Raw genomic sequence first — 22,137 nt, 5'->3', positions numbered from 1 at the left:
TCCCTAAACATTTTTATTTTTGCTTTGCCACTCTCCATTCATGAAGGAGGTCAAAATTTCTATTTTCGGTTTTGGAACAGTTGGCAGGGCTTTGGCTGAAATAGTTGCCGAAAACTCAGAAGTTTACGGGATTAAGTTGAAGGTAGTCTCAATAACTGACAGGAGCGGGACTCTCTGGGGGGACTTTGACCTACTTGAGGCCAAGGAAGTTAAGGAAGCAACTGGGAAGATAAGTAACATAGGAGATTACGAAGTCTATTATCTTAAGCCAGAAGAGATAATTGAGGAGATAAGACCAGATATCTTTGTTGATGTCAGTAGTTGGGATGATGCGGCGAGGGTTTATGAGTTCGCATTAAAGGAGGGGGTAAGCGTAGTAACAAGCAATAAGCCACCTATTGCCGAAAGTTATGATAAGTTGCTAAAAGCTTCCCAAGAGGGGAATGCTGGATTATTCTTCGAAGCTACCGTGATGGCAGGAACGCCGATTATAGGACTTTTGAGGGAGAACCTGCTCGGAGAGAAGATAGAGGAGATCAAGGCAGTTGTTAATGCAAGTACAACTTTTATTCTCACAAGAATGGAGCAAGGAAAGACATTTGAAGAAGCTTTTAATGAAGCTAAATCCCTGGGAGTGTTAGAGGAGGATCCTTCTAAGGACATAGATGGAATTGATGCCTTCTATAAGGCAAAGATTCTTCACTGGGTGTCATATGGAGCTCCTCCAGAGTTTGAGGAAAGAGTTGGGATTCGAGAAGTTAAGGATGCAAGAAATGTTAGATTGGTGGCTCAAGTCTCTGAAGGAAGAATAAGTGTGAAGCCCATCAAACTCCCGGAGAATAGCCCATTATTGGTTGAAGGAGTACAAAATGCTGCAATAATAAAGACGGACAATTTGGGGGAAGTTGTTCTTAAAGGCCCAGGGGGAGGAGGAAGAGTTACTGCGAGCGGAGTTTTCACAGATATAATCAAAGCTGCCCTAAGGTTTCCAAAGGCTAGGTAATTAATGCCTCTCCTTTATTTTCATCGTGTACTTAGGGTATATCTCTTTTGTAAACCTAACGAACTTTGTTTTCCTGGGGCTTTTTACTACCGTTATCTCAACATCTGGGGGTAAGTATTCGTAGTACTGGCCATCTATAGCAAGTATTATCTCCCTGTCACTAACCAGTGTAATGTCGACCCTTGAGCTCCCTGGGATTACCATTGGGACTGAGGTTTTAGGGAGGGGGAGAAGAGGAACCACGAGGATTACATCGAGCCTTGGATCTACAAATGGACCTCCAGCGGACATTGCATAACCAGTAGAGCCGGTAGGAGTTGAAACAACTAATCCATCTGCCCTAACTTCATCCGCTAATCCTCCGTCTACGTAATACTTTAGGTGAATTATCTTTCCTGGGATTCCAGTTAATATTGCAACTTCATTTAATGCATCAGGAACTCTGTTTTCCCCGTTTATATAAGTTCTGACCTTAATTCTCTCATCTATGTAGTATTCTCCTTCTATCAGCCTGCTTAATGCAAAAAAGGTGTCTGAGGGCTCAACTTCTGTAAGAAAGCCAAGAGTTCCCATATTTACGCTCAATATTGGAATATCTTTTTTTGTCATGTGTTCTATTCTGAGTATCGTTCCATCTCCACCAATCGCTATTATGAAATCTACATCGAATTCTTCCAGAGGTATTACGTCTCTCTCATTAAAATATGGGAAATGCTCGTAAGTATCTTTGTCTACAACTACATCATATCCACTAACTTTAAGAAAATCATAGACCCTGTAGGCGAGCTTTAGAGCCTCCTCTTTATCCCTCCTTGCAACTATTCCAAACTTCATGAGAATCGTTTATTTAAGAAATCTTAGACTTAAAAAGATTTATGGAACGTGCAAAAAGGAAAGTTAATACTCCCTTTCAACAATGAATCTAGCTAGCAGTTCTAAATCTTTCCTAGCCTCACTCTCAGGAAGAACCTTAAGGGCTTCATTTGCCTTCTTTACCATCTCTCTAGCAATGTTGGCGGCATAATCTATACTTCCATATTTCTTAAGCAAATCTATTGCCTCCATGACTTCTGCCTTGATGTCTTCCTCTATTATCCCCTCCCCCTTTACATCTCCAGCGTACTTTCCGAAAACTTTCAGGAACTTCTGCTTATCTTTTTCATCGGCGTTTTCGAAGAAGTGGGCAACTATTAGGGTTTTCTTGCCCTTTCTAATATCGCTCCCCACAGGCTTTCCGAGCTTCTCCTCGTCGGCAATCAAGTCAAGGACATCGTCCCAAATCTGAAAGGCTATTCCAACGTTTCTTCCCCAAGTTGATAGTGCATTAATGTATTCTTCGTTGTCAGTCCCAACTATTCCTCCAACCTTTGCAGATGCATCAAACAAAGCCCCTGTCTTCCCACTTATCATCCTCATGTACTCTTCTATTGTTACGGTGTCCCTCTTCTCAAATTCTAAATCCATAGCTTGACCTTCACAAAGCTCATTTGATGCCTTTACAACTGTTTCAAGAACTCTTGCCTTCTTTTCCGGTGGTATCTCTGCCCTCGAAATAGCCTCAAAGGCCTTGCTGAAGAGCAGATCTCCAGCTAATATTGCCATGTTGATTCCCCAAACCTTATGAACTGTGGGCCTTCCCCTCCTAGTTTCATCCATATCCATAATATCGTCATGCACTAAGGAGTAATTATGAATTAGTTCTATAGCTACAGCTGGGTATATTGCCTTTTCCCACTCTCCCCCCACAGCTTCAGTTGCCGTTAAAACAACAAATGGCCTAACCCTTTTTCCACCAGCCAGGGGATAGTGCCTTGCGGCTTCATAAAGAATCTTTGGTTCCTTTTCAGGGATTAGAGAGAGCAGTTTTTCATCAACAAACTTAGCCTTCTCCTTTATCTTTTTAAAAAGCTCATCATACATCTAATTCACCCCCCTAAATTGTTATTGCATGACCGTTTCTTGAAATGAAAACATCCTTGCCAATCATATATCCTTCCTCTTCTGCCAATTCTGCATAGTGCGTGAGCATCCTGAACTCCCCATGCGCGGGAACTATGTTCTCTGGGTTGAGCATCCTTATTAAATACCTGTGATCCTCCTTGCTTGCATGACCACTTACGTGCAAATTCTTTATCATTCTTACCCCTTTCATCCTTAACTTTGTCTCTAGGGCATACCTCTGAGCTATATTTAAGGGGTTCGGTATGACTCCTGCCGAAAAGACAACTGTATCCCTCGGCCCTATATCATAGAGCTCTCCGTTAGCCATTCTTGTTAGTATTGCCCCCGGCTCACCCTGATGACCAGTTACCACGAGAAGATAATTTTCTCTCGCCTGTGAAACTTCCTTTAAAACCTTGCTTATTGCATTTGGGCTCCTCAAAACTCTGGAACCTTTCATCTTTATCAAGCCCAACTGCTTTGCTATTCCAGTATACTTGGCTAGAGACCTTCCTATGAATACAGCTTGCCTTCCCATCTTATTTGCTATCTCTATCAGCGCTTGAAGCCTCGTTATGTGGCTCGCAAAGGTTGTAGCTATAAGTCCATCGGCCTCCATCCCCTCATATAGGAAGAAGTCTTCGAGGAGCATCTTCGCAACGGCCTCGCTTGGAGTTTTTGTTTCTTCAGCGACCCTCGTTGATTCAGCTATTAAAACCTTAACTCCTTCTTTTCCAAGCTCTTTTAGCCTTTTGTAGTCGGGTTTCTCCCCGTAGGGGTGATTGTTGTCAAATTTGTAGTCGCAAGCGTAAACGACAGCTCCCTCTGGGGTGTGGATTACAACTATCGAAGAGTGAGGAATTGAATGGGTTATCTGGACAAATTCTATGGCCAGATTCTCGCTTACTTGGACAATCTCCCCATAATTGGTCTCATAGAGTGGGTTTGTGACCTCAAAATACTCTTCTCCCTTTATTTCGCTCTTCGCTAACCTAATCGTGTAGGGGGTTCCATATATTGGAACGTCAGGATAGTGGGGGGCTAGCTTTCCCACTGCCCCTATGTGATCCAAGTGCCCGTGGGAGAGTGCTATTGCAACCACTTTCTTATCCCTGATTGGCCTGTCGTCCGGTATTGCTCCAAGCTTCCTTAGCTCTTTTGAGCTCATCTTCTGGAACTCAACGTCTTCGTGAATCAAAACCCTGTCGAGCCTTATTCCCATGTCTATTATCACTATCTCCCCTTCGTATTCAACAGCAGTCATGTTCTTTCCGACTTCCTCGTAACCCCCGAGAGTGTAGATTTTTATCATGCTCTCTCCTCCCTTATCTCCCCGAGCCACTTGGGCACGGGGAAGAACTGAATTGTTGTTTGAGTTTTGGTTTAAAAAGATGTGGGAGAAAAAGTTTCACTCTCTTGGGATATACTTAAAGGTGCCATTGTAATAAACTCCCACTCCTTCGAAAAGTCCAAACTCCACGTACCCATTGGGAAGAACTTTAGCCTTTCCTGTAAGTAAGTCCATAAGGACAGAGGGATTATCTCTCACAAAGCTCTTTCTAAAGATAATCTTGGAACCTTGGAAAATTAACACTTCGGCATAGTGAGGAGTATTATCTCCGTAGGGAATTTCTATACCAAAGGCCGTGTAATTTCCTGCTGAAATTAGAAAGACGTCCGTTGCCCTATATAGGTTAGAGAAAACAAACTTTTGGATTAATCCCCTTTCTCCGTAGACATACAAGCAGTTTTGCGTAACATTTCTTAGGAGGGGTGGGAGATCGGGGGACTTTCCCCCAATTCCTTGAGGGATTTCAGCTATAAAGAACACTTCGCTATTGTTGGAGAAAAGTATGCGAGGGTAATGTAAAATAGCTCTCCACTTATACGGTGGTTGAGGTTTGTGCTCCCACAAGAGACTCCCGTTGTAGCTGTACGCTTTAATCTTTGTTACCTCGACAACTTCAGTTACGTTCTCAACTCCTTCCTTAATAACTACTTCTACACCTTTGATTGTATCATTTGAGCCTTCTATCCTTCTATAGGTCGTTGTAGTTGTTCTTGTGTAGATGTAAACTGGAATGGTCAAATTTTCATAAGTTTTTTCAATTACTACAAACCCCCAGGGGAAGAAATAAGCCTTTGAAGCGTTGAGGAAGAATCTAGAGTTATTTATGTATATTATATATCCCCGAGTAGCTTTTGCCACTTTAACATTTCCATACTCTCCAATAAGCCCCGTTTCATTTACATCTTCCGGAATTTTCGAAAGAATGGTAATAGGTGTTTCGTGATTCCTGGTATTTGTGTGAGGAGCATTAATACAGCCTAGCAATAAAGGAAAAAAGAAGAGCAGTGTTAATAAAATACTGATTTTTTTATTGATTTTTTTCATGACCACCAGTCCCCCAATCCATGTAACAATTCTTGATGCCAAATATGGGAGCCTAAAGTTATGGTTAGCCCAGTTTCACTCGTCGAACCAAAACTACGAGTTGCAAACATTGGAAATGGTGTATAGAAAGGATATCCAGTTGCTGTTATACTAGCTAATATTACAATTATAATTATTCCTACCTGGAAATATTTTATTCATTGTTAAGTCACCATTATTTATTGAATTTGTAAAATTATATAAAAACTTATTGTTTAAGTTTTTGAATTTTTGTCATATTGAAGTAGGATTTCTATGGCTCTTCTCATAAGTCTTAAAGGTTTAGCTCTGGGGCTTATATTGGGATCGAAAGCTTGTTCTGAATAAGACTAAAATAGAATTGAAAAATGCAATCTCTCTCACCTGTTCTATAAGAGTATAAAAGAACAAAGAACTAGAATAAGGACATCTTAAGATATTGCTTTGGAATTCTAACCCTCACTGTTTTTCTAGGATCAACAAGCTGACTTATTTGGACATCCATAATTAAGCTTGCTAACATATAAGCCTCATCCCAGCTTAGTTCATTTGCTCTTCTCAGAATATCAACGCCCTGCTTTACCGCTTCCCTAACAGCATCTTCAAGGTCTTCCTCTGAAACCAGGATATAGTAAGCATCACTAGTTTCCACTATCGGCCACTCTATGCTCCCACTTAAAACTTCAGTCTTAACTGTAACCTTTCCACTAACTTCACATGCAGAAACACAAACCTCTCCATCGGCCATAACTGCATGTAAGTCACCTAATGCCAAATAAGCTCCATCTTTAAAGATCGGGAAGTAAACCGTTGAGCCCTCAGTTATTAAGTTCGTGTCCATATTTCCCCCATGCCTTCCTGGGGTTCCGGTTGGTATTTCTTCTGGAGAAGCAACGCCTATGACTCCTATCATCGGTCTTACGGGAATCTTAAACTCTCCAAACTGAACAAAGCCATTAGCAATTCTGCATACCTTTGTTTTTGGGGCTTTTACAAGATCTCCAAGAACTCCAGCTCCTGGGGCTGTGACTATAACTCCTCGATCATTAACTTCAATTTCAAGAATCTTAACCTTCAAAATCTTTCCTTTTTCAGCACCTTCAATGTACACTGGCCCTGTGGCAGGATTAACTCTCGAAAAATCTATCTTCTCAACAGTATCTTCTTCACTCCTTATTTGCCCACCAAGTGCATCGAGGGTTTCAAACACTATTATTTCTCCAGGCTTAGCTCTGGCAACTTCCTTCATATCTGGGCCGAAAGAGTACACATGCTTTTCCTTTGGGATAAATATCATGGCTTTCACCATAAATGCTAGGTAGGTTATCTTTAAAAGCTCCGCCTGAATGCTTTTATACATGCAGTTTAGTGAGAACTTCGAAAGGGCAAAAAAGGAGGCTTTAATAAGCCTTGAAATTGCCCTAAGAAAAGGGGAGGTTGACGAAGACATAATCCCTCTTTTAAAGAAAATTAACTCTCTAGACAACTATTTCACTACCTCATCTTGCTCTGGAAGAATCTCCGTAATGGAGATGCCTCATTTTGGAGACAAGGTGAACGCCAAGTGGCTTGGGAAGTGGCACAGAGAGGTTTCCCTCGATGAAGTTTTGGGGGCTATTAAAAAGCATAGGAGTGGACAGCTGTGGTTTCTTGTGAGAAGTCCCATTCTTCACGTTGGGGCTAAGACTCTGGAAGATGCAATAAGGCTTGTAAACTTGGCCGTTTCCTGCGGATTTAAGTATTCTAACATAAAGAGCATAAGCAACAAAAAGCTAATCGTTGAAATTAGATCTACGGAGAGAATGGACGTTCTCCTAGGAGAAAATGGAAGAATACTCGTTGGAGAAGAATATTTGAGGAAGATAGTTGAGATAGCTAATGCCCAGGTGAGAAGGTTTAAGGAGAAGTTAAAGAGACTTGAGTCAAATATTGATGCGCTAAATCGATAAGTATATAACTTACGCCCCCATAAGTTACTTATGGTGGCATAAGTGCTTTTTGACTTAAGACCTAAAGAGAGAAGGGAGGACATCTTTGACAGAGAAAAAGAATTCAAAAAACTTGAGAAAAGTATTGAAGATTACTCAATGACTCTTCTCCTGGGAATTAGGAGGGTAGGTAAAAGCTCCCTTTTAAAAGCTTATCTATCCGAAAACCCAGGAATTCTGATAGACTGCAGAGAGCTCTATGGGGAAAGGGGCCATATTACAAGAAATGATTTAATAAGAAAGCTTCAAGAGAGAGGTAATCTTCTTCAAAAATTACTCTCAAAGTTTAAAGTGTCCTTTGATCTTAAGTTCCTAAAAATTGAGCCCAAAGAAGTTTCCCTTCTGGATATATTTGAGAGTCTTAATGAAGTGGGAAAGAAGATGGGAAAGTTTGTTTTAGCCTTCGATGAAGCTCAATACTTGAGATTTTATGGTTCCAGGGGAGGAAGAGATTTGCTAGCCCTTTTTGCTTATGCATATGACAATTTAGAGAATCTCAAAATAGTGCTCACAGGGTCTGAAGTTGGCCTTCTTCACGATTTTCTTGGTATAAGTGATTATGAAAGCCCTCTATACGGGAGGATTGCAGGAGAGGTCTACGTGGAGCCATTTGATTCTCACTTATCCAAAGAATTCTTAAAGGCAGGATTTAGGGAAGTTAACCTAAACGTTGAGGATGAAATCATAGAAAAGGCAGTCGAAATGTTAGATGGAATTCCAGGGTGGCTTGTCCTCTTTGGAGTGGTGTATATGAAAGAGAAAGACTACGAAAAAGCCATGAAGAGAACTTTTGAGATTGCAAGGGGACTAATACTCGGAGAACTCAAAGAGCTCGAGAAAAGAAGTCGTCGCTATCTTGAAATTTTAAGAGGAATAGCATTGGGTTACAACAGGTGGAGTCTTATCCGTGATTACCTTAGCGTTAAAGGAATTCCCACTCCCGAGCCAAGGCTTTACGAACTTCTCAGTAACCTCAAGAAGATGGGGTGGATCAAGGAAGTTGAAGGTAAATACATGCTGAGTGATCCTCTCGTTAAGGTTGCCTTGAGTGAACGGAAAACCTTATAAAGTAGGATGAGTGAAGGTTAGGCGATATCGATGAGGGGGGATTTATTTATCTCCAGCTCAAATGTTGCCTGAGCTTTCTACACGCTGTTCTAGGTTATTCTTCAATATAAATCCCAGGAGGGTTCTGAGATGATAAAGGAGCCAGAGTTTAGAGACTACACTCCGGGAAAGCTTGAAGAAAAAATAGAGCAATTCTGGAAGGAGAGCAACATATACCAGAAGGTTAAGGAGCTAAGAAAGAACGGACCAAAGTACTACTTCTTGGATGGGCCTCCGTATGTAAGTGGAGCAATTCACTTAGGCACTGCTTGGAACAAGATAATCAAAGATATGATAATAAGATTCAGAACAATGCAGGGCTATAACGTTTGGAGGCAGCCCGGTTACGACATGCACGGGCTTCCAATTGAGGTAAAGGTTGAACAGGCTTTGGGGTTAAAGACGAAGAAGGAGATAGAAGAAAAGATCGGAGTTGAGAACTTCATCCAGAAGTGTAAGGAATTCGCATTAAACAATCTCAGGATAATGACAGAACAATTCAAGATGCTGGGCGTTTGGATGGACTGGGATAATCCCTACATGACCATAAAGAATGAGTACATTGAATCAGCATGGTTCACGCTAAAGAGGGCTTGGGAAAAGGGTTTGCTGGAGAAGGACAAGCGCGTCCTTCACTGGTGTCCCAGATGTGAGACGGCTTTAGCTGAGCACGAGGTAAGGGGAGAGTACAAGCTGAGAAAGGATCCAAGCATCTACGTGAAGTTCCCAGTTGAGGGGAAGGAAAATGAGTACTTGCTAATTTGGACAACCACCCCATGGACCCTCCCAGCGAACTTAGCTGTTTCCGCCCACCCAGATTACGATTATGTAAAGGTGAGGGTTGATCTTAACGGTAGGGAGGAGTACTGGATATTGGCTAAGGCATTAGTAGAGAAGGTTCTGGGAGATATTGGTGTCAAAGGTGAAGTTGTGGAGGAGTTCAAGGGTAAAGAGCTTGAAGGTTTGAGATACGTCCATATCTTAATGGACGAGTACCCAAGGCAGAAGGAGTTCAGGGAGAAGTACGAGTGGGTCCATAGAGTAATACTAGCTGACTTCGTGACGTTGGAGGAAGGTACTGGGCTTGTCCACACAGCTCCTGGGCATGGTGAGGAAGACTTTGAAGTTGGGCAGAAGTATGGACTACCAGTTTACAGTCCGGTAGATGACCAAGGAAAGTACGTGGAGGGCAAGTGGAAGGGAGTATATGTTAAGGAGGCAGATCCTCAAATAATAGAGCATCTCAAAGAGAAGGGCTACCTAGTTAAGGCTGGAGAAATAGAGCACAAGTACCCCCACTGTTGGCGTTGTAAGACGCCACTAATCTTTAGGGCCACAGACCAGTGGTTCCTCAAAGTTAGCAAAGTTAAGGAGAAGATAATCAAGGAGAACGACGAAAAAGTAACTTGGTATCCTGAGTGGGTTAAGATAAGGTTCGACAATGGAGTAAGGGACAGCGGTGACTGGGTGATAAGCAGGCAACGTTACTGGGGAATCCCACTTCCAATATGGCAGAGCGAGGACGGAGAAATATATGTAGTCGGCTCCTGGAAGGAGTTGGTTGAGCTGGCTGTTGCAATAGAGGTCAACGGTGAAAGAATAGACTTGCCAGAGAGCTATGAGGAGAAGCTCAAGGTTATAGAAGAGAAGCTGGGCCCAGAAGACCTCCACAGGCCCTACGTTGATGCATTCATAATAAAGGTCAACGGAAAAGAGATGAGAAGGGTAAAGGATGTGGTTGACGTTTGGTTCGACAGTGGAATAGCGAGCTGGGCCTCCCTGGGATATCCCAGGAACAAGGAGCTGTTCGAAAAGCTTTGGCCTGCTGATTTCATAGTTGAGGGTGAAGATCAAGTTACAAAGTGGTTCTATTCTCAACAAGCTGCCTCAGTGATAGCCTTCGACACAGTCCCATATAGGGCAGTTGCAATGCACGGTTACGTTCTTGACGAGAAAGGAGATAAGATGAGTAAGAGCCTTGGGAACATAATAAGGCCTGAAGAGGTAGTTGAAAAGGCTGGAAGAGATACATTTAGATTTTACATGCTCTGGGCAACCAACCCCTGGGAGAACCTCAAGTTCAGCTGGAAGGGTGTTGAGCAGGTAAGGAGGATGCTCAACATACTCTGGAACGTTTACGTTCTCTCAGCAACTTACATGAGCCTAGACAACTTTGATCCAAGAAATGTTAAGGTAGAGGAACTGGAATTCAGAGAAGAGGATAAGTGGATACTGAGTAGGGTCAACAACTTGATAAAGGAAGTAGAGAACGGAATAGAGACGTTCTACCTAACGAAGGCTACAAGGGCATTATACAACTTCGTGGTTGAGGATTTGAGCAGGTGGTACGTGAGGCTGATAAGGAAGAGGCTCTGGGTTGAGGGTGATGATCCAGATAAGCTGGCAGCGTACTACACTCTCTGGAAGGTCTTTGATGTTCTGCTAAGGCTTATGGCACCGTTCACTCCCTACATAACCGAGGAGATCTACCAGAATATAATGAGGCCATTCACCGGCATCGAGAGCGTTCACATGCTTGACTGGCCAAAGCCAGATGAGAGTGCAGTAGATGAAGAGCTTGAGAGGGAGATGGAATTCATAAGGAGAATCGTTGAGGCGGGCTCAGCCGCAAGGCAGAAGGCCAAGATAAAGTTAAGGTACCCCGTCAGGAAGATAATAATTGAAACCCAGGACGATACTGTAAAGAAGGCAGTGGAGAGGTTAAACTACATACTTAGGGATCAGCTCAATGCCAAGGAAGTCGTCGTTGGAAATGTTGAGAGAGAAATTACCGTTAAACCGAACTTTGCCAAGGTTGGTCCAGAGTTCAAGGGAGATGCAAGGTTGGTGGCTAAGTGGATAAGCGAGCACGGTCTTGAGCTCTACGAGAAGGGAGAAGTCGATGTTGAGATAGAGGGCAAGAAGTTCCACTTAACAAGGGAGCATATAATTGTGGAAGAGAACATCCCAGACTTCCTCGTTGCAGAGGACTTCGAGGGAGGAAGGGTCTACGTCGACAAGACCCTTACAAGAGAATTGCTCGCTGAAGGATTGGCTAGGGAGTTCGTTAGAAGAATTCAAGAGATGAGAAAGAGGCTCGACCTTGACGTCAATGATAGAATTGTTGTCACAATAGAGACCACAGAGGAGAACCGCGAACTCTTGCAAGAGAATCTAGAGTATATAATGCGTGAGACTAGAGCTATCGAGGTTCGCTTTGAAGAGGCCAAGGGTTACGTTGTGGAGTGGCCAGAGGTTCAGGCAAAGATAGGAATTGAGAAGATTGAATGATTTTTTCCTCTTTTCTTTCCTCTAAAAATATTTTAACATCAGCCCGAATTGAAAGAGAAAAAGCTTGAATTAATTGAGTTGAATCTCAAGGATATTTGCTATAGGGCAATAGAAGAATTCTATCTGAGGCAAGAGTAATAGAGGAAGTGAAAAGAACAACCATTTATTTCAGGTAAAGTTAGAATCTCTCGGATTATTGTCCAAGGATAAGGCCTATTAGCGAGATTATAATTCCAATGAGAGATATTTTAATTAGTGATATTGCTTTCTTCTGTTGATCTTTTCTAAGCTTTGAAACTAGTTCCTGCTCCAAAGAGTTAGCAATACGTCCAAGATCTTCTGGAAGGGTGGGAGGAATTTCTCTCTCACTTACTTTGTCGGGGTTTAAAATAACGACTCTCATGGTTTTGTGAATCTTTGGCTTCGAATAGTACCTATACACTCCAGTGGTAAATAGAGATAGAGACAAACCCAGGAGAGAGGCAAATATAGCTGAGAGATTCATTTTCTTTCACCTCTTTGCTCCATAGTTAGACCAATGACCGCTGTAATTACAACTACAATTAACCATGTCCAGGCCACAATTCCCAGGAATGTGGGGGCTCTTTCACTACGAGTTAAGGCTAGGGAGGCAATTAGTATCATAAAGAGTGCCATCTCAAGCTGGAGTATCCATGAAATTTTCCTGCGGTTTGTAAGGACATTTCTAAAGGCTAATAGAATCATGAGGTATACAATCCCTCCAATTATTCCCGCATATGCTCCATCCTCCAACAAAGACATATTTATTCCTCCATTTAATTCTCAAATTGCCCGATTTCTTTCTAACTATATCTGCCATTGTCATTAACGTTAGTAAAATATTTAAAGTTACTTCTTATAAAATAACCAAACAACTGACAAAATTTATTGCAATAATTTAAGGCGCAACTTTTTAAAAGTTACTTATGATAATGTAATTAAAGTACTATTGGAAATTAAAGGAGGGGGTGTTAATTAATGAACTTAAAAATCATCTTGGGGATCATTTCTGTTGTATTGGGCGGAATTGCTTTGGGTTATATGATAAGAATGGCGATATTATATGGTCTAGCGACTTTGATAATAGCAACAAAAAGCGTTCCTCCTGGAAATGGGATATTATTTGAGGCTTCATACTCCATAGAAAGACTATCAATAAAACTAACGCCTCTCACAATCTCTTTATCCTTTGCCTTAGGATTTATTATTGCATGGAGGCTTTTCAGAAAGTACTATGGGGGATTAAGAAAATGAAAGCACTAGGAGGTGTGATTTGGTACCACGTTAACCTTACCATGAGGAACATTAGGTACTGGATAACTACCCTTACCTTCGCTATTTTTATCTTTTATTTGTGGCATAAAGGGGCAATTTTTGATGATCCATCTGTTTTCGTAACATTGGGAATTGCAGTTCTAATGTATTCCCACCTATTCAACCCTGTTAAAATCGGAAAATTGCTCTATTATAAGCCGAATTCGGGTGCTATTGCAATTCTTATCTCAATTATAGCGACTTTTCCCGTGATATTTATGTTTAGCTATGTATATCCTAATTCCTTCTTATTGAACTTTGTAGTCTTTTCTTTGCTGGCTTTACTCCCACTTTCAACTTCCCTAAGGCTTAGAATGGGAATTTCTCTATTTGGAGCGTTTCTCCTACTAATCCTCGATAAGAAGAATATGTTAATTGGATATTTTGTGTTATTGGCACTATATCTAACTGTGATTGTGATCAAAAACAGAATGGTGGGAGTGTACTTTGTTGGAAGTTCATATATCTCTACATTATCTGCAGAAGTAAGGTTGTTGTTACTCATCTTTTCAGTTGCCTATATAGTGGTTGTAGGGTATATAGAAAGTCTTGGAATACCTTTCAGGTGTGGCTTCTGGGAATGTGAAACCAGGTGGCCTCCATGGGTAATTTTAGACCCAAGAAATTATATTTACGTAAAGATTACAGCAATCTTGGCTGCTATTTGCCTTTCTACGCCTTTGCTCTGGCCTTTCCTCCTGGGAATTGACTATTACATGGATTATCATCTTATCTATCTTCATTACCTTAGACCCGAGGGCTACCTAAGAAGATTATTTAAAGAGGTCGTGCTCTTTTCCCTTTCCCTAATCTTGCCAATTATCTTCTATTCTTCCTCTATATCTGTGAATACTCTAGCTGGATTGATTATTACATTTGGTTTTGCGAGAGTTGTGATGTCTCTGATCCTTACAAACTTCGAGGATAACGCTTTCTTAGTTCTATACTCAATCATCGTCGTAGCCCCTTTTATCTGGGCAAAATTCTTTAGTCCATGGCTGGCAATCATTGGAGTTTTTCTAGCCCCTCTTGCTTATAAAGTGAGACTTCAACTGGAGGGAGAGTGAAATGAAGCATTACGTAAGCTTTTTTAAGTCCCTAACATTTTTCACTATCTATCTGGCTGGTCTAATTACAGTAATACCTTTAGGGATCACATATATAGTTGGAGTTAGAACTTTAAGCTGCGTTCTCTCATTCATACTCAAAAATTTTACAATTCCAGTAATTGGAGCTGTTTATCTTCATGAAGTTGCTCAATACCTTCCGATATCCTCACCTGTAGAAGTGAGAATTGACTATAAAAAGTTAGCATTTATATGGATTCCTCAAACTGATATTCCAAACCAGAGATACATTATAGGATGGATCCTTGGATTTTTGTTGCCCTTTGTTTTTGGATTGCTACTTATAGAGATAGGATACGGACTCACTGGTATTATATTTTTGATAATCTCTCTTTCTGGCCTAAGAGGTCTTTGGGAGGGAGCAAAATGAAGCTTGAAATAAGAGAGCTAAGCGTTGGCTACAAGAGGCCCCTTCTAGAAGATATTACACTTGAGCTGGAAAATGGTGATGCAGTAAACTTCTATGGCCCCAACGGGATAGGGAAAACCACCCTTCTAAAAACAATAGCCACTTATCTAAAACCTCTAAAAGGGGAGATTCTCTACAATGGTGCTCCAATAAGGAAGGTTAGAGGGAAGATATTCTTCCTCCCCGAGAGTATTTTGGTCCCAAATAAGGTAAGGGCTAGAGACTATCTTAAGGCAGTAGCCAGTTTATATGGTGTAAACCCAAGTATGGAGGAAGTGGTAAGGGCTCTTGATTTGGTTGGTATTTCCGACGAGAATATAAAGTTTGAAAAATGTTCCCAGGGGATGAAGAGGAGAATTCAGTTGGCTTCAGCTCTACTCGTCAATGCCGAAATATTTGTTCTAGACGATCCGGTTGTAGCTATAGATGAAGACTCAAAGCACGAAATATTAAAGGGAATTGTTGATACTCTTAAGAAGAGGGGCATCGTAATCATATCTTCCAGAGAAAAACTTCCATACTTTCCCATTAATGAGGATGTTGTAAAGTACAAACCTAAGCTCTGAACTACAGAGTTTGACCTGAGTATAAATACCTCTACCTCCATTTAATTTTTGGTGGGATTTATGGAGGGGGTTAAAGAACTAAAAGAAGTACTTGACAAGGTTGAGAAGAAGCTTATGGCCACTTTTCATATATACACTGCCTTGATTTATTCAGCTTGGCTAGCGGGCATGGGAGGCTACCTTTTGGTATTTTTCCTGGCACCTAAATATACGGGCATTTACTGGCCTATCACAATAGCCCTAATAATTCTTGTAACTGTGAAGGTTTACAACAAATATCTAAAAGTTGAGGCCAGTGAGGGAAAAGTAAGCTACGGTTGGATAATTGGTTGGATAATTGGTGGCGTTGCCTTTGGCCTTCTAGGAGATGCAAGAGGGCTAGCCTCTATGATAGCACTTGGCCACCTGGGAATGTACATGTCCTTCAGAGAGAACAGCATGTTAATCCCTCTGTTGGTAATTTTAACGTTTGTAAGTCCCACTTGGGAACTTGCGACAGCATTAATAATCCTTACATACTCAGTTGTGACGTTAATTAACCTATACAAGACCTTTAGGGTGATCTAATGGAAGAAATCAAAGAGATCATGAAATCTCACACCCTGGGAAATCCTGTTAGGCTGGGAATTATGATATATCTCTTTCCCAGGAGGAGAGCTCCTTTTTCTCATATTCAAAAGGCTCTCGACCTAACTCCTGGAAATCTTGATTCCCACATTAAAGTGCTTGAGAAGCATGGATTCGTGAGAACATACAAGGTGATAGCGGACAGGCCTAGGACTATGGTGGAGATAACCGATTATGGCATGGAAGAAACCAGGAAATTCTTGAGTCACTTGAAGACAGTAATCGATGCAATACATTTTTAATTGTTGTTAACAATGTAGAGGTAGGTGAGAGAGATGGCTGAGGACATTGAGGAGATTAGGAGAAGGAAGCTCATGGAATTGCAGAAGAAATACTTAGAGCAGCAAAAGGCTCAAGAAGAAGCAGAGAGGCAACAGGCGTTAATTGAAGCTCAAATCCAGGCGATATTGAGGAGAATTCTAACTCCTGAGGCGAGAGAAAGGTTGGCCAGAGTTAAGCTCGTGAAGCCTGAGCTTGCGAGGCAGGTTGAGCTTATACTTGTCCAGCTTTACCAGGCAGGCCAGATAACCGAGAAGATAGACGATGCAAAAATGAAGAAGATTCTGGCCCAAATAGAGGCGAGAACAAGGAGAGAATTTAGAATTAAATGGTGAACCTTGATTTCCCTTTTTCGCCTATGATAAGGGAAATTATTATATGCAAAGGTCACAGAAACGTCAAGGCGACCCACCGCTCCACTTTTGAGATAACCAGAGAAGATTACCTAACGGAGAGGGGAGACTGTATTATCTGCATATCTGCAGATAAGGCTCTTAAAGATTTATCTCAGGAAGTTAAGGAGGCTATAAGGTCTGGAAAGAAAATTAAAATATTAATTAGAGTTGGCGAGCTTGTTGATGAGGTTACAGCCTATGGGGATCCCAGGCTAACTCTGGAAAGCGAAACTTCTATGGTTATAAGAAAAAGCAACTGGATAGATGGGAGAACGCTTGCAATTAAAGCCAACAAGGCTGCTAAAGATATAGATAGGAGGATCGTTGAAAGGCTTAAAGATCCAAACACCACTGCAGTTATAGAGATTATTGTGGATGATGAGTAGTCAGAAGGCTGAGTTGATGATGAAGGACGCCCACGCCTGACTCTTTTCTATATATTGCTATATAGACTATTGTCTATTACATATTCTATTTTCGAAATGTTTATATATGTATATGGTATCACTTCTAGTGGTGATGGAAATGGAGAGGTATGAGAGCAAAATAGTAATCCTACCACAGTTTTGGAGGATGCTCAACAAGTTCCTCCCAGGAAGAGAAGAGAAGGAAGAGCAAGAAGTAGCCCAACCAGTGGGGCCACCAAACGAAGTGGCAGTGGAATATGAAAAAGCAAAGGTAATGATAACCAGCGTCAACAAGTTCATTCGCTACTAGACCTTAGGCTGAGCCAATACAAAGCTTTTGCTGCCCTCTCTGGAGTTGGGAAGTTCTTTATTTTTTTGCTTTCTAAAATTTTTATTCCCTCCCTTACTAACTCCCCAGCCATGAAGTTTACTATTATTGGCTTATCACAATTTGCCTCGACAACAGCTCTTGCTATCTCCTCGCTGGGTATGAATATTGGTGGAACGCATATCACCAGAATGGCATCCACATTCTCATCCCTACACACAACTTCAATGGCCCTCTTATACCTTTCATAGTCTGCATCCGCTATCAAATCAACTGGATTCTTTACTGAGCACTGGGGAGGCAAAAAACTCCTTAATTCCTCCACTGTTTCTTCAGTCAGCTTGGCAATTTCTAACCCCAATCTCTCAAGCTTGTCAGTAGCCAAAACTCCTGGGCCACCTGAATTGGTTATAATTGCCACTCTCCTTCCAGCTCTTTCGTACATCTCAAAGGCCTTAGCTGCATCGAAAAGCTCTTCCATCTCCTCAACTTCTATTGCCCCAGCCTGCCTGAATGCAGCCCTGTATATTTCGTAACTTCCAGCAAGGGAGCCTGTGTGAGATGCGGCAGCCCTCGCTCCGGCCCTACTTTTTCCCGCTTTAAGGATTATGACGGGCTTTTTTGACGCTGCATAACGGAGTGCATCCAGGAACTTTCTTCCATCCTTTACTCCTTCAATGTAGAGACCAATAACCCTAGTATTTTCATCGTCGGCAAAGAACCTTAGAAAATCACTCTCATCAAGGTCAGCGGCGTTCCCATAGCTAACGAAGGCTGAAAATCCAATGCCTTCTTCATTCCCCATGGCCAATGCTGCTCCTCCAAATGCTCCACTTTGGCTTATCAGAGCTAGCCCTCCCGGATTAACGCGGACTTCAAAGGAACCGTAGAACTTTGCATGAACCCCGAAGATCCCCGCACAGTTTGGCCCTATCACCCTAATTCCAGCTTCTTTTGCAGCTTTTATTAGCTCTTTTTCAAGCTCCACATTTCCAACCTCAGAGAATCCAGCGGAGATAACTACAGCTCCTTTTGTAAGCCCTTTTAGTCCCCTTATCAATTCTGGAACGAGCTTTGCTGGTATGGCTATTATTGAAACATCAACTGGCTCATCGAGCTTCTCTTTTATGTTAAATTTTTTACCCGCCACTTCTACTTCTCCACCTTTGGGATTCACAGGAATTATCTTGCCCTCAAATCCTCCCTCAACTATGTTCCTCAGTATTTCCCTCGCTATTGCTCCCTCTCTGAATGAGCCAAATATGGCCACACTATTTGGGTAAAAGAAGTACCTCATTTCAACCCCCGAGAAGTTTTTATTTAATCAAGATAAAAGGGTAGCGATGAAAAAGAAGTACAAAAAAGTTGTCGTTGGTGGAACTTTCGATAGGCTTCACCTGGGCCACAAGGCCCTCTTGAGGAAAGCATTTGAAGTTGGTGAGATAGTCTACATAGGCTTAACATCAGATGAGATGATTAAGGAAAAACAATACTCCGAGAGAATTCTCCCCTATGAGAAAAGGCTCCTCGACCTCATCAAGTTCTTGGAGGTGAACAAATACAGGAACTATAGGATAATGAAGATTCACAATGCTATTGGATTTACAACTAAAATTAAGAGTTTAGAGGCTATAGTTGTTAGTGAGGAAACTTACAAGGGGGCTGTTCTCGTGAATAAGGCGAGGGAAGAGTTGGGCTTAAGGCCTTTGGACATAGTTGTCATTCCAATAATAAGGAGTAGACTCGGGTGTAAGATAAGCTCTTCCCTCATAAGGGCAGGACTTATAGACCCATTTGGCAACCCAATTAGGAGGGAAGAGAAGTGAGGGCAGTAGTTGTTGGAGCTGGGCTTGGTGGCCTTCTTGCTGGGGCATTTTTGGCGAGGAATGGACATGAAATCATTGTCCTAGAGAAGTCAGCCATGATTGGAGGAAGGTTTACGAATCTCCCCTATAAAGGCTTCCAGCTCTCTACTGGAGCTTTACACATGATTCCTCACGGCGAAGATGGTCCTTTGGCACATCTACTAAGAATTTTGGGGGCTAAAGTGGAAATAGTGAATTCAAATCCAAAAGGGAAAATTCTGTGGGAAGGGAAAATTTTTCACTATAGGGAGAGCTGGAAGTTCTTGAGCGTGAAGGAGAAGGCCAAAGCTCTCAAGCTCTTGGCTGAGATACGGATGAATAAATTGCCTAAAGAAGAGATCCCCGCTGATGAATGGATAAAGGAGAAAATAGGAGAGAATGAGTTCTTGCTGAGTGTTCTTGAGAGCTTTGCTGGGTGGGCAGATAGCGTTTCTCTTAGTGACCTTACAGCTCTAGAGTTGGCAAAAGAGATTAGGGCAGCTTTAAGATGGGGAGGGCCTGGGCTAATTAGAGGGGGATGCAAGGCTGTCATTGATGAGCTTGAAAGAATAATAATGGAAAACAAGGGCAAGATTTTAACGAGAAAAGAGGTCGTTGAAATCAATATTGAAGAAAAGAAGGTTTATACAAGGGATAATGAGGAGTATAGCTTTGATGTTGCAATATCAAACGTTGGTGTAAGGGAAACTGTAAAGCTCATAGGAAGGGACTACTTTGATAGAGATTATCTCAAACAAGTTGATTCCATTGAGCCAAGCGAGGGGATAAAGTTCAATTTAGCAGTCCCAGGAGAGCCGAGGATTGGTAATACAATAGTCTTTACTCCTGGGTTAATGATCAATGGATTTAACGAACCTTCCGCGCTTGATAAGAGCTTAGCTAGAGAGGGGTATACATTAATAATGGCTCACATGGCTTTGAAAAATGGAAATGTCAAGAAAGCGATAGAAAAAGGCTGGGAGGAGTTATTGGAGATTTTTCCCGAAGGGGAACCTCTCCTTGCCCAGGTTTATAGAGATGGTAATCCTGTGAATAGGACGAGAGCTGGCCTACATATCGAGTGGCCATTAAATGAAGTTCTGGTGGTTGGAGATGGGTATAGACCTCCTGGGGGAATAGAGGTGGATGGAATAGCTCTAGGTGTTATGAAAGCTCTTGAAAAGTTGAACTTGGGTAGCTTTTCGGAATGGTATCTATAGGTGAAAATTGATGAAGAATAAGTAAGATAGGTATTGCTTCTCTCCATATAGAATTATGTCATGAAGGTTTCCCACTCAGAAATACCTGTGGTTATCTCGTATTTCTTTGTAAATTCGAAATCTAAGAAGAAAAGAGATTAGAATAGGGGGTTTCACTAATTTAACAATTATAGAGCCCCTAAAGTGTTTAAAAAGCCTGATTATACTTTTCTTGCTATAATGGGGGAGGAAATAAGAGACAGGTAATTATTCCAGCTACAATGCTCATCGTATAGGCTAAATACTTATTAGATGTGTTTCGAGATAAAATGGTTCCAAGTTTATAATACGAGATAGCGAGAGCAACTAATAATACTCCTTGTTCGAGAATTATCCTGATTGTATAGCTTTCCGGAAATATAAGAGAAAGAAATCTTAAGAGGGATGTAATAACTCCATAAAATGTAGCAGGCTTAAAATACTCAATTGTATCAATTGTTAGGAGAGCAGTAGATCTCAAAACAGCGCTCAGAATAAAAATAGGAAGTAGTAAAAATATAATTCCTCGAATAGTATATCAAATACTAGAGACCAAGAATAGCAAGATTATTCCTGTGTACCCTAGTGATGCTCCCCACAGTGAAATAGAAAATATTTGGGGTAGATAAAACATCCAAGCATATAGTGAAATCTTGAACCATTTTGATCTTCTAATAAACATTAGGAACCCTCCATTACCCTATCCAGGATATAGAGACCGGGTAGAATAATAAACAGTACAATAAATCCAAGAGTAGGGTTCGTCCAGTAACTAGTCAGTGCAGGTAAAAGTGAAAGCATAGTTCCTGCACCCAATGTACCAATTACCTTGAGGAATCCCCTAAAGGCTTTTTTGGTCTCTTTCATTTTATGTTCATGAACTAGAGCGCTAAGCAAGATGAAAGACGCAACTCCTATTGGAATTATTAATGTGTACACAAAAGTATCAACAAAATCCGAAGGGAGATGTTGCTTCCAAGTTGATTCAATTAACAACGTCAGTGAAAGAAAAAAGTAAACAGAAAAGAATCTTAAAACTCTCATATACTCACCCCTCTACGTAAACAAATACAATATCTGCGTTGACTCCTGTTTCTATTATTGATACTATGAGTCTAATCAAATTTGAGTTTAATGCAAGGCGCTTAAGAGCACTTAAAGTAAATTTCTTCCCTAGGGATTCAACTAACTTCTTAATCCCATAGAAGGAGGTAACGAGTTTCCCTGCGTCACTGAAAGATGACATTGATGTTCCAATAGTTCCAACAATGGTCCAGCCTGTTTGTGTAAATCTCGTTGGGAGTCTAACTCCAACTTTCCATGTCAACCATCCTTCCTTTTTAAAGTGGAAAGAGTTTTTTGTAAGCCATGGACCAAGATACTCGACCTTTTTGTACTCATTTGAAAGTATTTTCTTCCCATCTAAATCAGTAGCCTCCTTAAGATTCACTTGAGCACTTTCTGGAAATATTACAACAAACTGATACTGGCTACTAAGTGGGATCCTATAGTATTTAACCTCTACTATATAGTCTTTTCCCCTCTGAACTTTCCAAATGTCTATCTCCCTAAGAGTAACTCCAACAGGTCCATAGAGTGGAACAGAGTAGTGTGTGGCTCCTACTATGGATATTGAGACATAAGAACCAAGACCTATGCCACTTTTAGGCTTTGTGTCATCTACTGGACGTGCTGCTACACTTTCGGTATTTGCCCCGATAATTAATAATCCGAGTAGGACTGCTATCAAAGACCTCAACTTCACTTTCACCCCCTCTTTAGTTTTTGTGAACTTTTCATAATATGGTTACGCTAATTATATTTATAAATCTTACTACT

At 41.3% G+C, this 22,137-nt stretch carries 25 protein-coding genes; 15 read left to right on the top strand and 10 right to left on the bottom strand.

Translation table 11 applies throughout. The features are described from left to right. Window positions 1–40: 40 nt before the first annotated feature. Complete coding sequence (locus ACMFNG_RS08160) at window positions 41–1,003, top strand: homoserine dehydrogenase (RefSeq protein WP_011012243.1); 963 nt, start codon at window positions 41–43, stop codon at window positions 1,001–1,003. On the opposite strand, the gene ACMFNG_RS08155 is transcribed toward ACMFNG_RS08160, so the two are convergent. The 5 genes from ACMFNG_RS08155 to ACMFNG_RS08135 all read right to left on the bottom strand — a co-directional run bounded on the left by ACMFNG_RS08155 (window position 1,004) and on the right by ACMFNG_RS08135 (window position 6,654). Next, the gene (locus ACMFNG_RS08155; RefSeq protein ID WP_011012242.1) at window positions 1,004–1,837 is read right to left on the bottom strand and encodes an NAD(+) kinase; all 834 of its coding nucleotides are present in this window, start codon (window positions 1,835–1,837) and stop codon (window positions 1,004–1,006) included. It abuts the gene before it with no gap. 63 nt (window positions 1,838–1,900) lie between these two features. Beyond that, window positions 1,901–2,923 carry a polyprenyl synthetase family protein gene (locus ACMFNG_RS08150; RefSeq protein ID WP_011012241.1) on the bottom strand — a complete coding sequence of 341 codons (1,023 nt, stop codon included), beginning with the start codon at window positions 2,921–2,923 and terminating at the stop codon, window positions 1,901–1,903. Window positions 2,924–2,936: 13 nt separating this feature from the next. Then, the gene (locus ACMFNG_RS08145) at window positions 2,937–4,256 is read right to left on the bottom strand and encodes an RNase J family beta-CASP ribonuclease (protein WP_011012240.1); all 1,320 of its coding nucleotides are present in this window, start codon (window positions 4,254–4,256) and stop codon (window positions 2,937–2,939) included. 96 nt (window positions 4,257–4,352) lie between these two features. Then, window positions 4,353–5,279 (bottom strand): hypothetical protein, encoded by a 927-nt coding sequence (locus ACMFNG_RS08140; RefSeq protein ID WP_223208967.1) that lies wholly within the window; start codon window positions 5,277–5,279, stop codon window positions 4,353–4,355. A 493-nt stretch (window positions 5,280–5,772) separates the two neighbouring features. Next, window positions 5,773–6,654 carry an acetamidase/formamidase family protein gene (locus ACMFNG_RS08135; RefSeq protein ID WP_048059052.1) on the bottom strand — a complete coding sequence of 294 codons (882 nt, stop codon included), beginning with the start codon at window positions 6,652–6,654 and terminating at the stop codon, window positions 5,773–5,775. Window positions 6,655–6,703: 49 nt separating this feature from the next. Between ACMFNG_RS08135 and taw3 the strand changes: the two genes are divergently transcribed. From taw3 to ileS, 3 genes are all read left to right on the top strand, one after another. Continuing rightward, a complete protein-coding gene (taw3, locus tag ACMFNG_RS08130; protein ID WP_011012237.1) occupies window positions 6,704–7,306 on the top strand; it encodes a tRNA(Phe) 7-((3-amino-3-carboxypropyl)-4-demethylwyosine(37)-N(4))-methyltransferase Taw3 in 603 nt (200 codons plus the stop codon). A gap of 42 nt (window positions 7,307–7,348) precedes the next feature. Then, on the top strand, window positions 7,349–8,413 hold the full coding sequence (locus tag ACMFNG_RS08125; protein WP_011012236.1) for an AAA family ATPase: 1,065 nt from the start codon (window positions 7,349–7,351) through the stop codon (window positions 8,411–8,413). Between the two features lie 129 nt (window positions 8,414–8,542). Further along, window positions 8,543–11,743, top strand: a complete 3,201-nt coding sequence (ileS, locus tag ACMFNG_RS08120) for an isoleucine--tRNA ligase (protein ID WP_011012235.1) — start codon at window positions 8,543–8,545, stop codon at window positions 11,741–11,743. 193 nt (window positions 11,744–11,936) lie between these two features. Here the strand turns inward: ileS and ACMFNG_RS08115 are convergent, their stop codons facing one another. Both ACMFNG_RS08115 and ACMFNG_RS08110 read right to left on the bottom strand, forming a co-directional pair. After that, window positions 11,937–12,248, bottom strand: a complete 312-nt coding sequence (locus ACMFNG_RS08115; RefSeq protein ID WP_011012234.1) for a hypothetical protein — start codon at window positions 12,246–12,248, stop codon at window positions 11,937–11,939. Then, complete coding sequence (locus tag ACMFNG_RS08110) at window positions 12,245–12,526, bottom strand: hypothetical protein (protein WP_011012233.1); 282 nt, start codon at window positions 12,524–12,526, stop codon at window positions 12,245–12,247. Before ACMFNG_RS08110 ends, ACMFNG_RS08115 begins: the two co-directional genes overlap by 4 nt. 216 nt (window positions 12,527–12,742) lie before the next feature. Between ACMFNG_RS08110 and ACMFNG_RS08105 the strand changes: the two genes are divergently transcribed. The 9 genes from ACMFNG_RS08105 (at window position 12,743) to ACMFNG_RS08065 (ending at window position 17,198) form a co-directional block, all read left to right on the top strand. Beyond that, window positions 12,743–13,018, top strand: coding sequence for a hypothetical protein (locus tag ACMFNG_RS08105; protein WP_011012231.1), 276 nt, complete (start codon window positions 12,743–12,745; stop codon window positions 13,016–13,018). Beyond that, a complete protein-coding gene (locus ACMFNG_RS08100) occupies window positions 13,015–14,145 on the top strand; it encodes a hypothetical protein (protein WP_048059051.1) in 1,131 nt (376 codons plus the stop codon). Before ACMFNG_RS08105 ends, ACMFNG_RS08100 begins: the two co-directional genes overlap by 4 nt. 1 nt (window position 14,146) lies before the next feature. Then, complete coding sequence (locus tag ACMFNG_RS08095) at window positions 14,147–14,575, top strand: hypothetical protein (RefSeq protein ID WP_011012229.1); 429 nt, start codon at window positions 14,147–14,149, stop codon at window positions 14,573–14,575. Beyond that, the gene (locus ACMFNG_RS08090; RefSeq protein WP_014835326.1) at window positions 14,572–15,180 is read left to right on the top strand and encodes an ABC transporter ATP-binding protein; all 609 of its coding nucleotides are present in this window, start codon (window positions 14,572–14,574) and stop codon (window positions 15,178–15,180) included. Before ACMFNG_RS08095 ends, ACMFNG_RS08090 begins: the two co-directional genes overlap by 4 nt. 60 nt (window positions 15,181–15,240) lie before the next feature. Beyond that, window positions 15,241–15,747, top strand: coding sequence for a hypothetical protein (locus tag ACMFNG_RS08085; protein ID WP_014835325.1), 507 nt, complete (start codon window positions 15,241–15,243; stop codon window positions 15,745–15,747). Beyond that, on the top strand, window positions 15,747–16,049 hold the full coding sequence (locus tag ACMFNG_RS08080) for a transcriptional regulator (RefSeq protein WP_011012226.1): 303 nt from the start codon (window positions 15,747–15,749) through the stop codon (window positions 16,047–16,049). The genes ACMFNG_RS08085 and ACMFNG_RS08080 overlap by 1 nt, the downstream gene beginning before the upstream one ends. 33 nt (window positions 16,050–16,082) lie before the next feature. Next, complete coding sequence (locus ACMFNG_RS08075; protein WP_011012225.1) at window positions 16,083–16,421, top strand: DNA-binding protein; 339 nt, start codon at window positions 16,083–16,085, stop codon at window positions 16,419–16,421. Between the two features lie 23 nt (window positions 16,422–16,444). Further along, the gene (locus tag ACMFNG_RS08070; RefSeq protein ID WP_014835324.1) at window positions 16,445–16,867 is read left to right on the top strand and encodes a DUF371 domain-containing protein; all 423 of its coding nucleotides are present in this window, start codon (window positions 16,445–16,447) and stop codon (window positions 16,865–16,867) included. A 133-nt stretch (window positions 16,868–17,000) separates the two neighbouring features. After that, on the top strand, window positions 17,001–17,198 hold the full coding sequence (locus ACMFNG_RS08065) for a hypothetical protein (RefSeq protein WP_394295153.1): 198 nt from the start codon (window positions 17,001–17,003) through the stop codon (window positions 17,196–17,198). On the opposite strand, the gene ACMFNG_RS08060 is transcribed toward ACMFNG_RS08065, so the two are convergent. Further along, window positions 17,185–18,513, bottom strand: a complete 1,329-nt coding sequence (locus ACMFNG_RS08060) for an acetate--CoA ligase family protein (RefSeq protein ID WP_011012222.1) — start codon at window positions 18,511–18,513, stop codon at window positions 17,185–17,187. The two genes, ACMFNG_RS08065 and ACMFNG_RS08060, sit on opposite strands and share 14 nt — an antisense overlap. 46 nt (window positions 18,514–18,559) lie before the next feature. Here ACMFNG_RS08060 and coaD point away from each other — a divergent pair, with 46 nt between their 5' ends. Further along, window positions 18,560–19,042, top strand: coding sequence for a phosphopantetheine adenylyltransferase (gene coaD / locus ACMFNG_RS08055; RefSeq protein WP_011012221.1), 483 nt, complete (start codon window positions 18,560–18,562; stop codon window positions 19,040–19,042). Beyond that, complete coding sequence (locus ACMFNG_RS08050) at window positions 19,039–20,280, top strand: phytoene desaturase family protein (protein ID WP_011012220.1); 1,242 nt, start codon at window positions 19,039–19,041, stop codon at window positions 20,278–20,280. The genes coaD and ACMFNG_RS08050 overlap by 4 nt, the downstream gene beginning before the upstream one ends. Window positions 20,281–20,979: 699 nt before the next feature. Here ACMFNG_RS08050 and ACMFNG_RS08045 read toward each other — a convergent pair. Together ACMFNG_RS08045 and ACMFNG_RS08040 are read right to left on the bottom strand one after the other, a co-directional pair. Further along, window positions 20,980–21,342: a hypothetical protein gene (locus ACMFNG_RS08045; RefSeq protein ID WP_011012218.1), complete on the bottom strand. Its 363-nt coding sequence runs from the start codon at window positions 21,340–21,342 to the stop codon at window positions 20,980–20,982. A 4-nt stretch (window positions 21,343–21,346) separates the two neighbouring features. Further along, entirely contained in the window at window positions 21,347–22,063 is a 717-nt protein-coding gene (locus ACMFNG_RS08040; protein ID WP_014835322.1) for a hypothetical protein, read from the bottom strand. Window positions 22,064–22,137 lie beyond the last annotated feature (74 nt).

The sequence above is a fragment of the Pyrococcus woesei genome (genome assembly GCF_050496105.1).
GTDB lineage: Archaea > Methanobacteriota_B > Thermococci > Thermococcales > Thermococcaceae > Pyrococcus > Pyrococcus furiosus.
This window is presented reverse-complemented; position numbering and strand designations above follow the sequence as displayed.